Below are 19583 nucleotides of genomic sequence, written 5' to 3'. Positions count from 1 at the left end.
TAATGATAAAACGCCGCGATCACCGCGTACGCGAAGAAGAACATCAGGTGGGATATCCCCTCGACATAGTTCGTTTCACCGTTGTCGGTGGTTTTCCATGCAAGAATGACGGTCAGAATGAGGGCGCCGATCTGCAGCGAATTGAAATCGAGGGAGAGGTGGACACCGGCGAAAGGTGAGAGCATCATCAGAATCGGAACGGTCAGGAGAATTGAAACGGTCGAGGCGCCCATCGCGATATTGACGACCCGCTGAATCTGGTCGCTCTTGGCCGCTTTGACGGCGGTAAAGAGTTCCGGAGAAACACTGATGATCGCGATGACGAGACCGGCCAGCGCAGCGGAGATGCCGAAGTCTTTGGCTATCTGCATGCCGTCGCTCGCGAAGATTTCCGCGATGATACCGATGAGGAAAATGAGCCCGAAAATAGCGAAAAAGTTGGCGATGTTGGGCAGTTTTTCGAAAATATAGTTCTCCTCCTCTTCCTCCTCTTCACCCTCTTTCTCGGCACGTTTGCGCCGAAGGCGGAAGATACGGCTCCTGGCGGTGGCTTTGAAGAAGTGGATATGGGTCTTGGTCTGGAAAATGAAAATGGTGATGTAGTAGAACATCAGAAGTGCGGCAATGATGTAGCTTGCCGTCATCAACGAGTTACCACTGCCGCTGGAGTACTGCAGCAGACTGGGAACCAGCAGCATGACCGATGCGACCAGCAGAATGGTGGTGTATGTACTGGAGGTGTCTTCGTTGTGCTCCTGCTCTTTGAATCGCAATCCCCCGACGAAGACGGCGATGCCGAGAAGTACGTTCATGTCGACGATAACGGCCGAGATGATACCGCCTTTGACTGTTTCGAGTGCATGGGGACCATGACTGCTTTCGAGCAAAATCATGAAAAGCAGAAGTATCTCGACCGCGACGGCACTGAAGGTCAGAACGAAACTGGCATAGGGCTCCTGCAGGCGGTCGGCAAGAATTTCGGCAATTTCGGAGACGGTAAAAGAGAAGGCTGCGATACCAAGGCCCGCAAAGAGTGTGGCCAGATAGGGTTGGCTTATTGTGTGGAAAAAAAAGGCCAGGGCGGCGAAAAAGACGCCGGCCATTATATCCCAGTAATCCTGGACGAATTCACTTAAAACCGACGGCACAGGGTCGGAAGCGTTTTGCATCTAAAAGAGTCCTTTGGTCGAATAGGGTTGTGTTACAGCGCCATAGCGGTTCATCGCATCGAAGAACCGCTCCCGCGTCATGCCGACAATCAGCGTATACCCTCTTTTTTTGAGAGTATCGCGAAGGGTTCCGATCAGCGACTGAATCGTATCGTAGCGCTCAATTGATATTTTTATATCACATTCGAACTTAATTTGTGTTGGCAAATATATCCTACGTGGCACCCATCGGAGACGTTCCATACTGTTCACGCAGTTGCAACTCTCAGTAGTATCGGACAAAATAACGACCCGTTCACCCGTACCGTAGGGTATTTCGTTGCCAAAAGCATCCAGAAAAACGGGATCGAATGCGGATATGTGATGGAGGTGTTTCAAGGTGTAGTGGGTGCCGAGATGCTCAAAAACGGAGAGTGCTTCGATGAAGTCGGCGAAGGTACAGGGTGCGACCGGCAGACGTTCGTAATAGTGGCCATTGATGACGGCAGACGTTTCAAAGAGTCTTTCGGAAACGATCTTTGCACCCAGGGCCGGAATGTCGAACCGGTCGGCGGAGATGCCGAGTCTGTCCATGAAAGTCCGGTCGCTGCAGAGCAGCATCTGTGACGGTGCACTCTCGAGTATCGCTCCGCTCATCGTATCGATGCCGCCCTGCAAAACGAGTACGGCATGATCGTAGTTCATCTGATCCATGAATGCCAGAACGGTCGATGAAACGGCATAGAATTTTCTGGGATTTTCGATCAGCCAGAGCCTTAACAGCTTGGGAAGCGTGTCGGAAATAGAAGGGACCGTGATCCAGGCGACCTCTTCATCCAGAAGCGTAGGAGAAAATTCGGTCATAATGCCGTATGCACCCTTTTCCAGGGCCGGTGCAATCTCCTCCTCGGTTTTCGCGATAAAAAGCGATCCTCTCGCTACGTTTTTCAACGAGGTTGCGAGATTGTCGAAATGGGTGACGAACGGATCGTTCAGCAGCCTGCCGCCCGTGACGGCAAGAAGACTTTCAAGCCGCATCGACTACCTGAATGTGCATCGGAACATTTTTCCTCTCTCTGAATGGCCGAATGATGCTACCCGACGGAACTGCCGGGTCTCTTCGGTTGTTCAGGCCTGACAAGAGAGAGGCCTTCGTCATCTTTTGCTGCGAGAATCATCCCTTCGGAGACCATTCCCATCAGTTTGGCGGGTTTGAGGTTTGCGACGACACAGACCTGTGTGCCCTTGAGATCCTCCGGCGAATACCACTCTTTGATGCCGGCAACGATCTGTCGCGGCCTCTCTTCGCCCAGATCGACCTGTAGTTTGAGGAGTTTTTTGCTTTTCGGTACCTCTTCCGCTTCGATGACGGTGCCGATTTTGAGGCTGACCTGGAAAAACTGATCGATCGTGATGAGATTGGCACCACTCTCCTCATTTTTCCGGGGTTCGGTTTTTTTCACCTCTTTTTTCGTTTTTTCGGCCTCCGCTTTCGCTTTCTCCGCGGGAGTCTCGACGAGGGGCTCTTCGATGCGCGGGAAGAGCGGCGGGATCTTTTCGATCGTAAAGTCACCCAGAAGCTCGTTGCTCTTGATCAGCTTCCTGTAACTTTCGGTATCGATGTCGAAGCCGAGCGCTCCGGCGATCGTCTGTGTCGTTCTGGGCATGAAAGGGTGAAGCAATACGGAGACTTTGGCGAGGATGTTGGCGACCAGCGCGATCGTGGCCATCGCCTCCTCCTCTTTTCCCTCCTTCATCCTCACCCACGGCATACCGGTATCGATCGCTTTGTTGGCGATGCGCAGCGTTTTCCAGAGCTCTTCGAGGTAACGGTTGGTCTGCACTTCGTAGAGATAGGGTTCGACCTGGTCGAAGATCTCTTCCGCTTCTGCCAGCTCCGCGGCGTGATGGGTCTTGACACCGTCGCTTTTGACGGCGAAGTCGAAATATTTTCCGCTCATGCCGATGATCCGGTTGAGCAGATTGCCCAGATCGTTTCCAAGGTCGGAGTTGATGCGGTCGATAAGCGCGCGCTGGCTGAAATCGCCATCCTGTCCGAAAGGCACCTCCCGCAGCATGAAGTAGCGGAAGTTTTCCAGTCCGTAGGCATCGGCGATCTCTTTCGGATCGACGACATTTCCTTTGCTTTTGCTCATCTTTTCGCCGTTTCGTGTCCACCAGCCGTGTGCACCGATATGATGGGGAAGTTCCAGTCCCAGGCTCATCAGGAAGGCGGGCCAGTAGATGGCGTGGAAACGGAGGATATCCTTGCCGATCAGATGAATTTTGGCCGGCCAGAACTCCATGCGTTTCTCGTCGGTACCGTATCCGAGTGCCGTGAGGTAGTTCATCAGCGCATCGAGCCAGACGTACATCACATGTTTGGGATCGTTCAGCTTTTCAGGCAGTTTGACCCCCCAGTCGAAACTGGTACGGGTGATAGAGAGATCGTCGAGGCCGTTTTTGACGAAATTGATCACCTCGTTGCGCTTGCTTTTCGGGAGGATGCATTCGGGTTTGCTTTCATACCACTCCAGCAGACGATCCTGGTATTTCGAGAGACGGAAAAAGTAGCTCTCCTCTTCGACGATTGTCGTCGAGCGCCCGCATTCCGGACAGAATTCGTCATCGACGAGCTGGGTTGCCGTGAAGAAGGTTTCGCAGCTGACGCAGTAGTGGCCGCGGTAGACATCCTTGTAGATATCGCCGTTGTCGAACATCACTTCGAAGGCTTTCTGTACACCAATCATATGGTCTTCGTCGGTCGTGCGGATGAATTTGTCGTAACTGATTTCAAACTCGTCCCAAAGATACTTGAAGCGGGCAGAAATTTCATCGGCGTACTCCTGCGGGCTCTTCCCGCGTGCTTTGGCAGCATGTTCGATCTTCTGGCCGTGTTCGTCGGTCCCTGTCAGAAAGAAGACATCCATGCCGGCGAGACGGGAGTAGCGTGCCAGTGTATCGGCGATGATCGTCGTATAGGCGTGGCCGATATGCGGCACGTCATTGACATAATAGATGGGTGTGGTGATATAGATTTTTTTGCACTTGTCGCTCATTTGCAAACCTTCGGTTCGAGTTAAAAAGTTAAAAACTAAAAGTTAAAAATTCAGGAAGGTCGCTTACGCTTCCTTTTGGTTGGAAATAATGTCCGCGCAAGCGGTTCACACTAACTTTTAGTTTTTCACTTTTAGTTTTTCACTAAAATTCGAATCCTCCTCCTTCTCCCTTGCTCATACTTTCGTAAACCTTTTTGACATAGTCGCTGCGAATGTCGCAGCCGATGATCTTTTCACATTTCATGCAGCTGTCGACTTTCTGTTCGTTTTGGCACGCCAGCAGTCGTTCTTTCGCCTTCTGTCGTGCCGATTCCCACTTGTCGAGCGTTTTTTCAGCCGATTCCATACGCCTCTCTCATCTTTTCGACTTCATATTTGCTTCCCAGAAAACAGGGGGTCGTTTCATGCGGATCGTCGCATGGCAGTTCCATCAGACGCCGGCCTTTGTCGTCGACTGCCGCTCCGCCGGCCGTTTCGTAGATGTAGGCGAAAGGGAAGACCTCGAACAGTTTGCGGAGTTTTCCGTTCGGCTTGTCGGTCGTGCCCGGATAGCTGAACAATCCGCCGCCTTTGAGAAGAATCTGATGCAGATCGGGCACCATGCCGCCTGAATAGCGGAGGCGATACCCTTCTGCGAAAAGTCCCTCGATCAGCTTTTTGTGATGGGGATACCAGTGCATCTGCGTTCCGCCGGGTGCATTGAGTTTCCCTTTTTCCCCGAGTCTGATCGTCTCCTGCTCCATAAAGCGTCCGTGCCGGAAAATATAGTGGCGGACTCCGCCTTTGTATGCCGTCACCATTTCAAGGCGGGGTCCATGTACGACATAGACGGCAGCCAGCATATTTTTGGCCTGGAATTCACCGTCATAAATGCCATAGATCGTTCCCACGCTCAGGTCGACATCGATCAGGCTCGATCCGTCGAGAGGATCGTAGGCAATCATGAAACGTCCTTCGGGGTGCAGCGTTTCAGCCTCCTCCTTCTCTTCGCTGGCGATCGCTTTGACCGCAGTGATTTTCGAAAACTCTTCGGCAATGATCAGATCGCTCTGGATATCGAGCTTGAGCTGCATGTCGCCCGTTGCGTTACAGGAATCGCCATAGCAGAGATCCTCGTTCGTGATCGCTTCGCTGATACGGTGAGCAGAATGCTCAATGGCGTCAAATACGGGTTTCAGTGTCATTAAACAGCCTTTGCATGGGTTTTGATCCAATCGATAATCTGCCCAACGTCATTGAGGTCAAGAATATCGATGGTGGCGGGAATCTCGTAGTCCCGTATGTCGATCGAATCGTCGATCGCGATCGCTTCGGAATAGTGGAAATAATTTTCGTCGATGGCGTTGCGAAAAACGGCAATACGCGGCAGCGGCAGCGTTTTGAGTCCCTCAACCAGCAGGTAGTCGAAATCGCCGATCATCTCTATGATCTGGTCGATCGTTTTCTGCCGGTGCGAGAAGTAGGTGGTTCGTGTCGGCGAAGTGACGACCACTTCCGCTCCCGTCTGGAAGAACTTCCAGCTGTCTTTCCCTTCTACATCGAAGGTTGCTTTGTCTTTTGGATCGTTTTTGACGATGGCGACGTTGGACTCCTGTATCAGAACACGTGCCACTTTTTCGATAATGGTCGTTTTGCCGCTGTTTGAGGGGCCGGTAAAGGCTACTGCTGAACGTTTCTGCAAGTGGATACCTTGTTGAAAATTAGTGTGATTATAGCCAAAAAGGATTAAAGAAAGGATTATGTGATAAAATTCTTGCAACTATGCTTCAAAGGTTCGATCGGTGAAAAAAAAGATTTTGTTGGGATTGACGATCCTGATGGTTTTTCTTGGTGGGTGTGGTCCGAAGAGTGAGGTATCGGGTCTGTTCGAACCCGACCGTATCTATGAAAAGGCGCTTGTCTATACGCGTGAAGACCAGGTTGTCCGAGGTCTTGAAACAAAAGCCGCCATCAGTGCGACACTTTTAAACGAGATTTTCCCCGATCGATATGTTTACGGAGATGGTATCTACTTTTTCGTCGGTATTGTAACCGAACTGGAAATCGAAGATTTCAAAAAGAATTATCACATCAGACTCAATGGAGAGGAGGCGGTTTCGATAGAGAAAGTGCAGAAGAGTGACGATCTCTACAAACTGATGCCGAACGTCAACCGTTGGGGAAAATATTTTCTCGTGAAATTCCCCCCGATGACCGACCAGGAACTGACTATCGATTTCGGAATCTATCCGTACGGGTCGGTTCTGTTAACGTTTGAACGACCTCAGAAACGCCGATAGACTCCCCGAGTATCTTCTTGTAGACGATATAGTTGGCCAGAACCTTCTTGCCGTATCGTCTGCTCTCATCGTAATAGACCAGTTCCATGCTCAGCCATGGTTCGAACTCTCCCTTTTTGAAGAGTTCGCGCGATGTGAGCAGACGTTTCGTAAATCCGATTCCTCCGTTGTAGGCATAGGCGATAAAAAGTGGATGAAAAAGTGACCGTTCGAGATATGCGAGATGCGTTCTCGCATAAGCAATGTTTTTTTCCGGTATGAACATTGCATCGAGATCATACGGCTCATCTCTCTCTTTCGCGAGAGCTTTGACCAGAAACGGCATGATCTGCATCATACCGAGTGCATAGGAGGGTGAAATGGATGAGGGGATGAACCGGCTCTCCTGACGCGCCAGCGCCAGAAGGAGTGCTTTGTCGTCAATGGATAGTCCCTCGTAGGCACTTTCGTAGGGTATCGGAAAGTAGTGGGTGCGATAGTGGGAAGCCCGCTCCATGATAAAAGCATAGTGCCCTTCCGTATTTTTGCAGGCAAAGTGCTTGCTGTAATCGATGAGAAAATCCTCTTTTTTCCCTCTGATACGATCAAGAACCTTGAGCCATGAAAATGGATCGGAAATATCGTAACGACAATGTTTTTTCTTGAAGGAAGGGGTTGCTGTCCTGGGCCATCGTGTCTTCAGTTTTTCATGGGCGTACAGGGTGTAGATATTGAGATCGAAGCTGTTCGAAAGTGCTTTGAGATAATCTTTTTCGGGTTCGGTTTGGGCAAGCCAGAAGAGTACTTTGTCTTTGTCGAAACGGAACCACGCTTTCTTGTAGGCGTTGGCTAGATAGAAAGTTGCCAGATGGGGGTGATCGTGACGCAAAGCGTTCATCGCCAGGAAAAAAGTAGTTTGATGATCCAGCTTTTCGGGGTCGACACCGAGCAGGGATTTCTGGAGGTTGTCGAGTCTGTTGTCCGTAACAATCAGTTTGACGGTCTGCGAAAACTCTTTCTCCTTCGAGAGCCGTTCAATCAGTCTCGGCGGGAGCGCATGGTTGAGATATTCGCTTCGCCAGTCGCGTCCACACCGGTTGAATACCTGAAAAAAAATCTTGTTGTCGCTTTTGACGAGTTCGAAAAAAGGGTTTTCATCAGCCATTACATCCATCCAGCGGAGCAGATCCGGATAGTCCCCAAGCTGCTGCATGAGTGCATAGCGTTTTGCCTGTGTCATCTTGGAAAATTTGTAGGGTGTGACGGCAATGGCACTGCAGGATGGTGTTTCGACCGGGAGTTTGTCGGCGGCAATTCTGTAGCAACGGTCCGCCATTGCAAAACCCGGTTTTTTCGTTCTTTTCGCATACCGGTGAATCAGTTTCCAATTGACCGATCGAAGCTGATAAAATGCTGCGTCAGCCTCTCTATCCGAAACAGGCTGGTCGAAAAAACGCCAGATGTAGAAATCTTTCGCATAACTTCTTGGCATTGTTTCGAGTCTCTTCAGTGTGATATCCGCCCATATCACACAGGGAAGAAACAAAAAAACGGCGAACAGTTTCCGCATGGCCTTACATGCCCATCGAGAGCTTGAAAAGAAGCTTCACGAAGAAAAGGTCGATAAACTGAAGGGCAAAAATCACAATCAACGGAGCGAGATCCACACCCCCCACTGCAGTCGGGATATATCGCCGTATCCATGCATAGACGGGTTCTGTCAGGCGATAGAGTGTCTGTACGATCGGATTGTAGGGATCGGGACGCACCCAGCTGACGAGGGCAGCGATGATGACGACCCAGATATAGATGTTGATGACCATGTGAAGAATCTGTGCCAGTGCCTGAACGAGTGTTGAAAATATCATTGTCTGCTCCATGTCGATAAAGTTTCTCTATGTTTGGAATTATACGTCATTTTACGATCTCCATCAGATAGGATTTGATGTAGGGATAGAGGTGAGAAAGCTCCGGACCGTGTTCCGACCCCGTCAGAAGCAGTCGGATCGGTTTGAAGAAATGTTTCCCTTCCAACCCTGTCGATTCCATCAAATGGCTTTTGAATTCGTCGAACGTTTCGTATCGCGGTGCATGTTTGATCGCTTCTCGCAGTTTCTCCATCTGCTCGTGCCATTCACCGCTGTCGGGTTTGGCCGAGAAGATCGCTTCGATTTTCGGCTTGATCTCCTTGATCGTGCTTCCCTCTTCAAGATAACACTTCACCAGTTCGCCGATGGAGGTGTCGGCAAAACCGAAAGCCCGCGAGAGCTCTTTGGAGTCTATCCGCTTCATATGTTCGCGATTGACGAACCGCAGTTTGTCGAGATCGAAGCGTGCCGGTGCACTGGAGATCTTCGCGAGATCGAACCACTCCATCGCCTCCTCCATCGTGAATATCTCTTCGGGTGTTTTGTTGCCGAGCAGAATGAGATAGTTGGCGATCGCTTCGGGAAGAAACCCCTCTTCGAGCAGCCATTTGACACTCGACGCCTCATCGCGTTTCGACATCTTTTTTCCCGATTCGTTGAGAATGATCGGCAGGTGGGCGTATGCCATCGCTTTGTCGTAACCGAGCCGATCTCTCACATGAATCTGTTTGGGTGTATCGTTCAGATGATCCTCCCCGCGGATTACGAGTGTAATATCATGGATCATGTCGTCGACGGCACAGGCGAAATTGTAGGTTGGTCTCTTGTCGGCACGCATAATGACGAAACTGTCGATCTCTTCGGGAGCGAAACATTGTCTCCCTTTGATGAGATCCTCGAACTCTACCGGTTTGTCCGGCTTTTTGAGACGAACGGTAAAAGGTCGTTCGTTGGCGAGTACTTCCGCATCACTGAGTCTTTCGCATGTGCCGCTGTAGCGGTAGGCCTTTTTCCCCGCATTGGCCGCCTCGCGTTCCGCTTCCAGCTCTTCGGGTGTGCAGAAGCAGGCGAACGCTTTGCGCTCCTCGAGGAGTTTGATCGCCATATGCTGGTGAATCGTGAGGTTGTGGCTCTGGTAATAGACGTCGTCGGGATGCAGAGAAAAGAGTTGGAGTATATCCAGAATTTCCCGGTCTTTCCCCTCTATGTTGCGTTCTTTGTCGCTATCTTCCATCCGTACTATGAAACGTTCCTGGCGCTGTTTGGCCACGATGTAATTGAAGATGGCGACCCTGAGATTGCCAATATGCATATCTTCGGTCGGACTGGGTGCGAAACGCAGCATGAAAACCCTTTTGGCAGCTCATGGGAGGCTGAATTTAAAAGGGATTATACCAAATCGGAGTGTGGTTTGGGTTCGGAGATGTAATATCCCTGCACGTAGGTAACGCCCAGATCCTTCACCGTTTCGTAAACCGATTCGGAACAGACGAATTCGGCGCAGGTATCGATATTGAGTTTGTTGGCGAAGTCGACAATCGTCTCGACGATGATCTGGGAGCCGATATCGGTGTCGATGTTTTTGATCAGGGAGCCATCGATTTTGAGCATATCGACTTCGAGTTTGAGAATATGGTCGAAATTGGAATAGCCCGATCCGAAATCGTCGAGCGAAATATGGCAGCCCAGCGATTTGAGGCGTTTCAGACAGTCGTGAACATCGTCGTAGCGTTCGATACCCTCGCTCTCCAGAATTTCGAAGTGGACACGTCCCGCATTGTTGCAGTCGTGAATTTTTTCCACGATGTACTCCATCGTGTTTTTGTTCATGATGTCGAGGTAGGAGATATTCATCGAGATGTCGTAGGGAAGTTTTTTGAATGTATCGAATACCTTGTCCGCCATCTTTCTGGTCAGTTCCGGGTAATACTTCGTGCGTTTGGCGATTTCGAGGAAGTGATAGGGTGAGTGGACGGTGCCGTCTTCGTCGATCAGACGTATCAGCGATTCGTAAATCTTGACCTTGCCATTCGCTGTCGATACGATGGGCTGGAAATAGGGGACTATTCGGTCTTCCCGAATGGCACGTTTCAGCTTTTCGGCCCATTCGATATTCTTTTTGTATTTTTTGCTCAAGTCCATCGACGGGTCGTAGATGATATAGTCTTTGCGTTCGGCCTTCGCCTTCTTCATCGCCATATCCGCGGTGATGAGCAGATCGGCGCCGTCGTTCGAGGCACCGACGGCGATCCGAAGATGCACAATATTCGAATCGATCTCGAAATCGTGATTGTTGATCGTCCTGACAAGATTGATGATAAAAGTTTTCAATGCCTCGTGAGGGATGTCGTTGCTGAGCAGCAGTGCGAATTCGTCCGATGGCATTCGGTAGAGTCTGCAAAACTCGTTGGGACACTCCTGTGCCAGAAGTTTGGAAAGATCTCTGATCAGTATATCGCCCGTTGTATGGCCATAAAAGTCGTTGATCTCTTTGAAGTCGTCGATGTTGATGAGAATGAGGGCTTTGATCTCGTCACCCATCTCGTTGATCAACGCATTTCGGTTTGGAAGACCGGTAAGATGGTCATGGTAGAGTTGATACTCGAGCTGTTTCGACTTCTTTTCAAGCGCTTCGGTCTTTTTCTCCACTTCGTTTTCGAGTTTGGTCGTATATTCGATATCTTTGTGGTAGATTTTTTTGAGCAGGAGAAAGAAGATGCTCAAAAAGAGCAGTGTAATCGTCAGCATCACATAGATATTCTGATAGACGATCTCCGATACGCTGCTTTTGAGAAGATTCTGGGATAGATAGATGGAAATGAGACCTCTGAAATCCCCCTCTTTGTATCCGTATGCCCTGTCATAATGTTTCTGGATATATTCGGGAGCCTCCTCTTTCTTTCCATGGCATTTCAGACACTGTTTGGTGATATAGAGCGGAGAGGCATAATAAAAAATCTCTTCGCCGTTTTTTTCAATCAACGAGAATGTCTCATGTTGCTCCGGGTTTTTCTTGAAATATTCGATCGATCGCATCTCCAGTTCGTTGGCAATATTCCTCTCGTTGCGCGGATTGTCCGAAACGGTCCTGACAATCGCCTTGTTGGCAATGAGATTCGAGAATGTTTTGGAGATGTCGGGCGTCGTCATGACGGGCAGCAGTTTGATATTCTCTTCATTCAGCGGAATATGATTTTCCAGAAATTTCTGCTGATAGGTTTTTCTGAATGCGATCAGAAATGCATTGAGTACATTGGCCTGATGCCTGGATACAAAAAGCTGGATATTGTCGATACGCCGAAGTTGGTCGTAGGTAAAAAAGGCGTTGTAGAGGAGTGCGAGCAGTGAGATCGTGAAAAAAAGAAGAATAAATTTGTTTTTTTTCATCTAACGGTATGCCTTTCGAAACTCCGGAAACATGCTTGATGTCTCAACATGATATAATCACTTCTTCAAATGGGGCTGTTCGAGAGAATTTACGGTTGATGATCTCTCACTTCCTTGCTATATTTGATATATCAATATCGGATAGAATAGAAGAGAGTTTATATTTATTTTGGAAAAGAGAATGAACAAGAACGAGCTTTATGATATCACGATGGATCATATGATGAATCCACGCAATTACGGCAAGCTTGAACATGCCGATGCGCAGGGGATCGGAAAGAATCCGGATAATGGCGAAATGGTGATTGTCTACATGAAAATAGATAGTGATCGCATCGGCGATATCCGGTTTCAGGCCAAAGCCTGCATGACGACGATCATCGCCGGATCGATTTTCACGGAGACAGTCAAAAATGCGACGATCGACGAGGCGAAAGAGCTGACGCACATTATGCTCGACAAGCTCGATCAGATGCCGCCGGAAGAGGCAGCCTGTTCGGAGATGGTAGCCGAAGCGTTTCTCGCCGCTCTCGAGCATTTCAATGCGAAAAAGAGCGATCCGGACGCGCTCGTACCGACCCATATGATTTCAAGGGCCTGCGCCCTGCCAGAAGAGGAGAGACACTGATGCAAAAACGGCTTTTTACGACAGTTCACGAAGGGTGGCTGAAACTGCTTTTTGCCTCGTTCGCGGTCAACGACCGGGAATGGGGCGAGAAACTCTACGACTATTCGGAGATTCTCTACCGCCATCTTCGGTTTATCGAGCATCTTTATGTTCAGAAAGGGCTCGAATACAGCTACGAACGTCCGGCGATCCATCTGGAGTTCGCGACCGAAGGGGAAGCGGCGATGTTCTGCGACGAGGTACTGGCGCGCATCGAGCTGCAGCTCAGCGACAACGGCGATCCGCTCGCCAAACGCATGCTGAGCGACCTGAAGTATATCCGTCAGACCCTTCACCGGGAATTCGACCGCAACACGAAGATCGCGGCATTCGACAAATCGCTGAAGCTGGACGGCATCGAACTCGAAAAATCCTCGCTCGACGCTCTGGTTCTCTTCCTGTTCGAAGAGAGTTACAAAGAGTACGAACTGATTGTCATCTACTCCTATGCCCAGACGATTGTCGACGACAAGCGCCTGAGCGAGATTTTCCAGATCTTGATCGACGAATCGAAATTCCACCTCAAGTCGTTCGCGAGGATGATGGCGAAAATGGGGATCCTGGCGGTCCCGCGCATGGTGACACAGGAGCTCTACCGGTTCGAGTCGCTCGAAAAGTTCCTGGCCGACGGCATCGACGAAGAGAAGATGGCCAAAGAGCAGTGCCGGGCACTCGCCGAAGCGGTCGACAACGAAGCGCTGCAGCAGTTTTTCGATTTCATCAACTTCCAGGAGGATTACCACATCACTCTGATGGAAGAGGCGCTCGGAAGGATCAGGTAAGTGGCCAAAAAGCATATTACCAATATCGTTTCCCAGTGGTTCAACCGGTTTGCCGAGCACGAGTTTTCGAGCGGCATCCAGTCGTTCATCAACCATGCCTATGTCAACCTGCTGGGTCTCGACATGTCGGAATTCGCGCCGCCTTCGACCTATCCGACCCTCAACAAACTCTTTACCAGGGAACTCAGAAAAGAGCGCCCCATCGACCATCGCCACGGCGCACTGATTTCGCCGGTCGACGCCTTCGTGACCGAGTGCGGGCCGCTGAAACAGGACAAAGCCATGCAGATCAAAGGGATGGAATACAGCATCGACGATCTGCTGACGCTGCAGTACGGACGCGAAGCGAAAGAGCTCTACGACGGTACCTATATCAACTTCTACCTTTCGCCCAAAGATTATCACCGCTACCACATGCCCTACAAACTGCGTATTGCATCGATCCTGCACCAGCCGGGCAAACTCTATCCGGTCAACTTTCCGTCTCTTCGCCGCACGAAAGAGCTCTTCGTCGAGAACGAACGGATCATTCTGGAGTGTTTCACGGAGAACAACCGACGCATCTTCATCGTCCTTGTCGGTGCGCTCAATGTCGGCAAGATGACGATCGCGTTCGACCACCGCATCCAAACGAATGCCGACAGACGTGAACCGACTTTCTATCGCTACGACAACAAACCAGTCTGGATCCACAAAGGGGATCTGCTCGGGATGTTCATGATGGGGTCGACTGTCCTGATCTTCGCCGAACCGGGCCTCATGGAAGTCCGCACCAACGACCGCACCCATGTACGCTTCGGGGAGCGGGTCGCCATCATAAAAGATTAAGCCCTCTTCGGATTTACGGAGCGGAAATGTCGGGTTCTCCGCAGTGGCGGAGGATGAAATCCCGGCAGCGGTCGCGCAGCTCCATCGCCGTTTTCCACCGGTTGTTGCGATGTTTCACCAGAATATCGGAGGTTTCGACCGGTTCGCCGATTTCGACCGTAACGGCTCCGCGGTGGGGAAACCACGATCCCGACCGCAGGATGGAGCGCGTTCCGCGGATGGCGATCGGAACGACGGAAAGACCCGTTTCCGCCGCCAGAAGAAATGCACCGGTATGAAAAGGGCCCAGTCCGGGTACTCTGCCGAACGTACCTTCCGGAAAAAAGAGAAGGGGCCGGCCCGATTCGAGCGCATGCCGCAGATGGGCCGTGTCGTGGAGGCTCTTCTCGGTGTCGAACCGTTCGACAAACTCCGTCCCGATCCGCTTCAGTGCCATGCGCAGAAAGGGGTTCTCCGCCAGTTCGGCTTTGGCCACAAAATGCAGAGGGGCGGGCAGGGATGCGGTCAGTACGAAGGCGTCGATGTAGCTGGCGTGGTTGGCTGCCGCGATGTAGGTTCCGCTTCGCGGGAAGTGCTCCAGCCCTTTGATGCGGATGACCGTACCCGTCGATGCCGCCAACACCCTGGCACATCTTCGCAGCAGTTTCCAGCGCAGTTTGGGTGTCGGCATCAGCATGGTGCCGAGCCAGGCGACCGGGGCGAGCAGCACGAGCATGCTCCAGGCATAGATGGCATAGAAACGGGTTCCGATACTCTGCATGAACCGCTCCACACGGGGCAGCAGACTCTTCAGGGTCAAATGAAGCAGCTGCAGAGAGAGACTCCGCCCCTTTTTCCCGATCTCTCCCCGTTCGTAGAGTTCCCGGCTGGCGGCACGCCGGATCTTTCCGCTCGATGTCTTCAAGACCGAACCGGGCGGTGCGAGGACGATTTCGTCCGGTGGCATACCGATCGTGTCGAGGGCGAGAAGATTGATCGCCTGGCGCAGCTCCTCCCGCCTGGCCGGATCGCTGATTCGGGTCTCCGCCAGTACGACCAGGCGCTCGGTTCCGCTTCTCTCGTCAACCGTTCCGAAGATGGCGACCCGCCCGCTCCGGATGCCGGGAATCTCGCCGATCATTCTCTCCAGTTCGTCGGGGTAGACATTGCGGCCTGCCCGGATGATGATATCTTTGATGCGCCCAGTGACATAGAGTTCTCCGCCGGCGATGTAGGCCAGGTCGCCCGTGTCCAGCCATTCGCCGTCGAAAAGCTCTTTCGTCTTCTCCGGGGCGCGGTAGTATCCGCTGGTGGAGGAGGGGCCCTGAAACTCCAGCCTTCCTTCCATCCGCTCCGGCAGTTCGCGGCCGGAGGAGTCGACGACCCGGATCTGGTAGCCCGGGAGGGGCAGTCCGCTCGAGACGAACCGGAGCACCTCTCTCTCGCCCTCCTTGGCAGCATGTGCCTCGCCCGTGCGCATGAAGGTCTCCCGTTCGACGCGATCGACAAGCGCACCTCTTCCAAGCGGTGTAAAGGTCAGCCCGACCGACGCTTCGGCCAGACCGTAGACCGGCATCATCGAACTCTTTTTGAAACCATATGCCGCGAAATGGTCTGTAAACTGCTCCAGTGTCTGCGGGCTTACCGCTTCCGCACCGTTGAAGGCACAACGCCAGGAGCTGAGATCGAGATCTTTCAGATCGATCTTTTCGAGCCGGCGCAGGGTATATTCGTAGCCGAAATTGGGCGAAGCCGAGAGGGTGCCCCGGTAGCGGTGGATTGCCCGCAGCCACCGTGTGGGTCTCGCCAGAAAGTCGAGGGGGGACATGATGACCAGAAGGGTCGCATAATAGAGGCTGCCGAGCCACGCTCCGATGAGACCCATGTCGTGGTAGAGGGGCAGCCAGCTGACGAAAACGTCGTCGGATCCTGCCCGGATGGCGCGGCCCATCGCCCGGATATTCGCGAGCAGATTGGCATGAGTGAGAATGACACCTTTCGGATTGCCGGTACTCCCCGACGTGTATTGCAAAAATGCGATGTCGGTGGATTTGAGTGACGGAATGACGGCGTTTTCCTCTGTCTCGGCGAACGTGTCGGAAGAGAGGATCGTGTTGAGACCGGGCACCAGCCCCTTGAGCAGTTTCGCGATTCGCAGAGCTTCCGGCACCGTGATGAGCACCGAAGCGAGGCAGTTGTTCAGGATGTGCGCGTGACGGCGCATATGCTCTTCGAGCTGGGAGGGCCGGGCAGGGGGGTAGATGGGGACGGGAATGCCGCCCGCCATCAAGATGCCGTAGAAGCTGAAAAAGTAGTCCCTGGAGGTCGGCAGCATGATCGCGACCGGTTCGGCGGGCTGGATGCCGCAGGCCTGCAGGCGTGCCGCCACCTTCAATGCGCCGTCCCGCAGCTGGGCATAGGTGATGGTCTCGCCGCTGTCGTCGTCTTTGTAGAAGCGGATATGGGGCCTGTCCGGGTGCCTGGCCACGTGCCACTCCAGCATCTCCAGCAGTGTCTGCGCCTCCGCGGGCACCGACTCCACCTCACCCAGTACGATCTCCGCTTTCTCAGAGACGGAAAGGGGGGTCCGCGGTGCCTTGGCGGACAGCAGCGCCCGCAGCAGATCCCTCGGGGAGCCGGCTTCGGCATAGATCTGTTCGGGGAGTGCCAGGTTGAACTTCTCCTCGACCCTCGAAATCAGTTCGACACGGGCGAGGCTGTCGAGTCCCAGATCTTTCTCGAATTCGCTGTCGAGCGTGATGTGTCCTTCGAAACGGTGGTTCGGATGCAGTTCCGCTGCCAGGTCACGGACAATTTGAAGCAGTGTTGCGCTGATCTCTTCCGAACGTTCCAAACTCTCTCTCCACTCTTCATGGGGTTGCTATGATCACTCTATGATACCAAAATGTCGGTCAGAAAGCGCGGCCTTTTTCGTTTTTCAGAAACTCTCTGACCGCACGGCGCAATCTCTCCGTTTCGCCGCTCCTCTCTCCATACCTTATGGCATGGTACAAGGTATCGACTCTTTCCAGCGTTTCCCTTTCCGGTCGAGCCTCGCGGCAGCGTGTCAGAAAGGCGTGCATCGTTTCGCCTTCCCTGCGTACGTATCCCTCCCGTTCCAGCCTCTTCAGGAGCGGACGGAGCAGACAGAGGGTTCTGTCACCGCACGGCTGCCTGCGCAGACGGTTCACGCCCAGATAGACCAGCATCAGCAGCGTCAGCACGGAAGCGGCGAATTTCAGGATGAATTCCGGCTCTTCACGCGCTTTCTGCAGGAGCTGCATCTGGCGAAAACGGCTGTAGCGGAGTATCCACGTCTCGATGCGGTATTTGGCATAAAGAAGGTAGAGGCCGGCCCTGGAGATACCCGGTCCGGTTTCGCGGCCCTGTGCCTCTTTCGCTCCGGCGGCGTTTGCCCGTGCGGCATCCCCGGCGATGTAGGCCGCCGTCGCCGTCGTTTCGACCCGTCTCCACGCACCATCCACCAGCACTTCGGCCCAGGCGTGGGCATCGCGCTCTTCGACGGCGAGGTAGTTCTTGACGCTGTTGGAGCGGTTTCCCTTGTAGCCCGTGACGATGCGCGCAGGCAGTCCGGCGAGGCGGGCCATCGTGACGAAGCTGCTGGCGAAATGGACGCAGTAGCCCCCCTTTTTGTCGAAGAGGAAGCTGTCGGCCGATCGGTTCAGGTCGATCGGTTCGGGGTGGAGGGTATAGGTCAGTTTCGACTCTCTGAAAAATGTGATCAGGGCACCCAGCCGCTCCTCTTCATCGGCGTAGACGGTACGCAGTTTTTGCGCGGCGGCGGCCGTCTTCGGATTGGCTTCCGGGTCGGCCTGCCGCGCGAAAGCGACGACCTCTTTTTCGGTCGATGCGCCGTAGCGGTAGCGCAGGGCCGAACTGGCGGCATAGATCTGCGGTTCGTCGATCGGCTTTTTCAGCGTCACCTGGAAATCGGCGTCGATCGACGCCCCTTCGGGCGCTTCGATCGGCAGGTCGAGCATGTAGAGCCACCGTTTGCGGGTCGGGTAGAGCGAAACCTTGTAGATGACGATATCATCGGCCTTCTCGAGCATCGGCGGCATGGCGTACTTTCGCGGGGCGATGCGGCGTCTGACATAGGTTGGCAGCGCTTCCCAGTGATCTTTTTTGTCGAGGTAGAGAACACTGCCGCGGAAGTAGAGGCTGCTCTCCGGCGGTACCTCTCCTTCGAAACCGACCTCCATGACGATACGGTCGGAGAGGACGTTCAGCGCGCCGGCATCCAGTCGCATCGTGCCGTCGTGCCCCATCCTGGTTATCGATTCGCCCCGGAAACCGTAGGAAGCGTGCCCGAAAGAGATGCGGGGAAAGAAGATGAAGAGCAGCACGACCAGCGGAAGCGAGAGCAGGAAAAGGGTTCCGGCCATTCGGATGCTCCCGGAAAGGTCGCTGCGCATCTGCCATGTCAGAATGAGCCACAGCAGTACGAAGATTTCGAAAACCACATAGAGCAGCATCGGAATCGAATCGAAGAAAAAGAGAGAAAGTGCCAGCAGCAGCATCGGCGAAATGGCGAGATAGATGTTGATCTTTCCCGTCAGACGCTGCAGCGAGACGGCCAGAAGCAGCAGGTAGGTCAGCAGCTCCACGAAGAGTTTGAGTCGGGAGAGACCGATGAAGTTGAAAGCGCCGTAGAGGGAGAGGAAAATGGCGGCGCCTCCGACAAAGAGGATGGCGAGCTGGGTTGGAAGGGTCACTTTTTTTCGCAGTCCAATCAGAACGGCCATGCCGGCCAGAAAGATCAGCATCGGCAGTTTCAGTACCAACAGCAGTGGCGGAAGCACCGTCAGGTAGGCGATATCGAGCAGGCGCAGGAGTCGTGCCCCATCATCGCGGGGCATCGGCTCAGTAGAGCGCCAGCGTTTCGAGAATCGCATCGATTCCCTCCTTCCTGCTATCGAGAAGCCGGCCAGGCATCTGAATGACGAACGGGATGCTTCGGCGTTCGCACTCCAGCACCCAGAGGGTCAGTTGCGAAAGGCGCGCCTCGTCATGGGAAGCACACCTCTGAAAGTCGAAACGGAGCGTATCGCTCTCCCTCTCCGTTTCGAAGTGCTTGACCATCGTCGCACCTTTGGCGACCGAAGGCCAGTGGATGCGCGAAGCACTCTCCGACCCGGTATAGCCGGCCAGACCGTCGAAATCGCTTTCGTAACCGTAGGGAGCCCGCATCTGCTGCAGAAAACTCTCCAGAGGCCTTCCTTTCGGTTCCGGAAAAACCGTCGCCTCCATGCTCTTTTTCACCGGAACGGCGAATCGCACCGTTGCGAGCGGAAAGCGCGATTCGAGCCGGCACGGACCGACGGGGAACCGTCCCCGGCGAGGGGGAAGAGGCTCTGTGGAAGCCGTAATCTCCGTATGAGGCGGGATGGGCGGCAGGGTTTCCCGGTTCTCCCGGCAGCAGAGATCGATCCCCCAGGAAGTCGAAGAAGAGCCGTTTTTTACGCGGAAGCGGCATGCTCCCGGTCTGTTGGCGAAGAGACGTCCGCAGCCGTCGAAATCGGCTTCGAGATGTCCGATGTTCAAAATACCCAGCGGGATCGCGCCCATGGCGGCTGCGAGAATGAA

At 53.2% G+C, this 19583-nt stretch carries 17 protein-coding genes; 4 read left to right on the top strand and 13 right to left on the bottom strand.

Annotated elements, in window-relative coordinates:
- The 6 genes from Q1K24_RS03960 to mobB form a co-directional block, all read right to left on the bottom strand.
- Window positions 1-1169: sodium:proton exchanger (locus Q1K24_RS03960; protein ID WP_300366288.1), on the bottom strand; the 1169-nt coding region annotated here is incomplete at its 3' end.
- Window positions 1170-2186 (bottom strand): hypothetical protein, encoded by a 1017-nt coding sequence (locus tag Q1K24_RS03955; RefSeq protein ID WP_300366285.1) that lies wholly within the window; start codon window positions 2184-2186, stop codon window positions 1170-1172. It abuts the gene before it with no gap.
- A gap of 56 nt (window positions 2187-2242) precedes the next feature.
- On the bottom strand, window positions 2243-4207 hold the full coding sequence (gene metG / locus Q1K24_RS03950) for a methionine--tRNA ligase (protein ID WP_300366282.1): 1965 nt from the start codon (window positions 4205-4207) through the stop codon (window positions 2243-2245).
- A 142-nt stretch (window positions 4208-4349) separates the two neighbouring features.
- On the bottom strand, window positions 4350-4553 hold the full coding sequence (locus tag Q1K24_RS03945) for a hypothetical protein (protein ID WP_300366279.1): 204 nt from the start codon (window positions 4551-4553) through the stop codon (window positions 4350-4352).
- Window positions 4540-5385 carry a class 1 fructose-bisphosphatase gene (locus Q1K24_RS03940; RefSeq protein WP_300366306.1) on the bottom strand — a complete coding sequence of 282 codons (846 nt, stop codon included), beginning with the start codon at window positions 5383-5385 and terminating at the stop codon, window positions 4540-4542. The genes Q1K24_RS03945 and Q1K24_RS03940 overlap by 14 nt, the downstream gene beginning before the upstream one ends.
- A gap of 5 nt (window positions 5386-5390) precedes the next feature.
- Complete coding sequence (gene mobB, locus Q1K24_RS03935; RefSeq protein ID WP_300366276.1) at window positions 5391-5888, bottom strand: molybdopterin-guanine dinucleotide biosynthesis protein B; 498 nt, start codon at window positions 5886-5888, stop codon at window positions 5391-5393.
- A 100-nt stretch (window positions 5889-5988) separates the two neighbouring features.
- Here mobB and Q1K24_RS03930 point away from each other — a divergent pair, with 100 nt between their 5' ends.
- Window positions 5989-6486: a hypothetical protein gene (locus tag Q1K24_RS03930; protein WP_300366274.1), complete on the top strand. Its 498-nt coding sequence runs from the start codon at window positions 5989-5991 to the stop codon at window positions 6484-6486.
- Here the strand turns inward: Q1K24_RS03930 and Q1K24_RS03925 are convergent.
- The 4 genes from Q1K24_RS03925 to Q1K24_RS03910 form a co-directional block, all read right to left on the bottom strand.
- Entirely contained in the window at window positions 6416-7957 is a 1542-nt protein-coding gene (locus tag Q1K24_RS03925; protein ID WP_300366271.1) for a lytic transglycosylase domain-containing protein, read from the bottom strand. The genes Q1K24_RS03930 and Q1K24_RS03925 overlap by 71 nt on opposite strands.
- 82 nt (window positions 7958-8039) lie before the next feature.
- A complete protein-coding gene (locus Q1K24_RS03920; RefSeq protein ID WP_300366268.1) occupies window positions 8040-8333 on the bottom strand; it encodes a YggT family protein in 294 nt (97 codons plus the stop codon).
- A 46-nt stretch (window positions 8334-8379) separates the two neighbouring features.
- A complete protein-coding gene (gltX, locus tag Q1K24_RS03915) occupies window positions 8380-9678 on the bottom strand; it encodes a glutamate--tRNA ligase (protein ID WP_300366265.1) in 1299 nt (432 codons plus the stop codon).
- 44 nt (window positions 9679-9722) lie between these two features.
- A complete protein-coding gene (locus Q1K24_RS03910) occupies window positions 9723-11720 on the bottom strand; it encodes an EAL domain-containing protein (RefSeq protein ID WP_300366262.1) in 1998 nt (665 codons plus the stop codon).
- 181 nt (window positions 11721-11901) lie between these two features.
- Between Q1K24_RS03910 and Q1K24_RS03905 the strand changes: the two genes are divergently transcribed.
- From Q1K24_RS03905 to Q1K24_RS03895, 3 genes are read left to right on the top strand one after another with little or no spacing between them, the layout of a single operon-like run.
- The gene (locus Q1K24_RS03905) at window positions 11902-12348 is read left to right on the top strand and encodes an iron-sulfur cluster assembly scaffold protein (protein ID WP_300366259.1); all 447 of its coding nucleotides are present in this window, start codon (window positions 11902-11904) and stop codon (window positions 12346-12348) included.
- On the top strand, window positions 12348-13169 hold the full coding sequence (locus Q1K24_RS03900) for a hypothetical protein (protein ID WP_300366256.1): 822 nt from the start codon (window positions 12348-12350) through the stop codon (window positions 13167-13169). The genes Q1K24_RS03905 and Q1K24_RS03900 overlap by 1 nt, the downstream gene beginning before the upstream one ends.
- Complete coding sequence (locus Q1K24_RS03895; protein WP_300366254.1) at window positions 13170-13997, top strand: phosphatidylserine decarboxylase; 828 nt, start codon at window positions 13170-13172, stop codon at window positions 13995-13997.
- A gap of 13 nt (window positions 13998-14010) precedes the next feature.
- On the opposite strand, the gene Q1K24_RS03890 is transcribed toward Q1K24_RS03895, so the two are convergent.
- From Q1K24_RS03890 to Q1K24_RS03880, 3 genes are all read right to left on the bottom strand, one after another.
- A complete protein-coding gene (locus Q1K24_RS03890) occupies window positions 14011-16830 on the bottom strand; it encodes an AMP-binding protein (protein ID WP_300366251.1) in 2820 nt (939 codons plus the stop codon).
- Window positions 16831-16888: 58 nt separating this feature from the next.
- On the bottom strand, window positions 16889-18892 hold the full coding sequence (locus Q1K24_RS03885; RefSeq protein ID WP_300366248.1) for a DUF3488 and transglutaminase-like domain-containing protein: 2004 nt from the start codon (window positions 18890-18892) through the stop codon (window positions 16889-16891).
- The coding region (locus tag Q1K24_RS03880; protein ID WP_300366244.1) for a DUF58 domain-containing protein at window positions 18861-19583 on the bottom strand (723 nt) is incomplete at its 5' end. The genes Q1K24_RS03880 and Q1K24_RS03885, both read right to left, overlap by 32 nt.

The organism is Hydrogenimonas sp., assembly GCF_029932565.1.
Classification (GTDB): Bacteria; Campylobacterota; Campylobacteria; order Campylobacterales; family Hydrogenimonadaceae; genus Hydrogenimonas.
Note: the sequence above shows the minus strand (reverse complement) of the source record. Positions and strands in the feature narration are given on the sequence as shown.

Bases quoted from the DNA above. Each gene is read 5' to 3' on its own strand.
- Q1K24_RS03885 (WP_300366248.1), bottom strand. From the start codon at position 18,892: ATGCGATTCTCGAAACGCTGGCGCTCTACTGAGCCGATGCCCCGCGAT.
- metG (WP_300366282.1), bottom strand. From the start codon at position 4,207: ATGAGCGACAAGTGCAAAAAAATCTATATCACCACACCCATCTATTAT.
- Q1K24_RS03920 (WP_300366268.1), bottom strand. From the start codon at position 8,333: ATGATATTTTCAACACTCGTTCAGGCACTGGCACAGATTCTTCACATG.
- Q1K24_RS03900 (WP_300366256.1), top strand. From the start codon at position 12,348: ATGCAAAAACGGCTTTTTACGACAGTTCACGAAGGGTGGCTGAAACTG.
- gltX (WP_300366265.1), bottom strand. From the start codon at position 9,678: ATGCTGCGTTTCGCACCCAGTCCGACCGAAGATATGCATATTGGCAAT.
- Q1K24_RS03945 (WP_300366279.1), bottom strand. From the start codon at position 4,553: ATGGAATCGGCTGAAAAAACGCTCGACAAGTGGGAATCGGCACGACAG.
- Q1K24_RS03955 (WP_300366285.1), bottom strand. From the start codon at position 2,186: ATGCGGCTTGAAAGTCTTCTTGCCGTCACGGGCGGCAGGCTGCTGAAC.
- Q1K24_RS03925 (WP_300366271.1), bottom strand. From the start codon at position 7,957: ATGCCAAGAAGTTATGCGAAAGATTTCTACATCTGGCGTTTTTTCGAC.
- Q1K24_RS03910 (WP_300366262.1), bottom strand. From the start codon at position 11,720: ATGAAAAAAAACAAATTTATTCTTCTTTTTTTCACGATCTCACTGCTC.
- Q1K24_RS03905 (WP_300366259.1), top strand. From the start codon at position 11,902: ATGAACAAGAACGAGCTTTATGATATCACGATGGATCATATGATGAAT.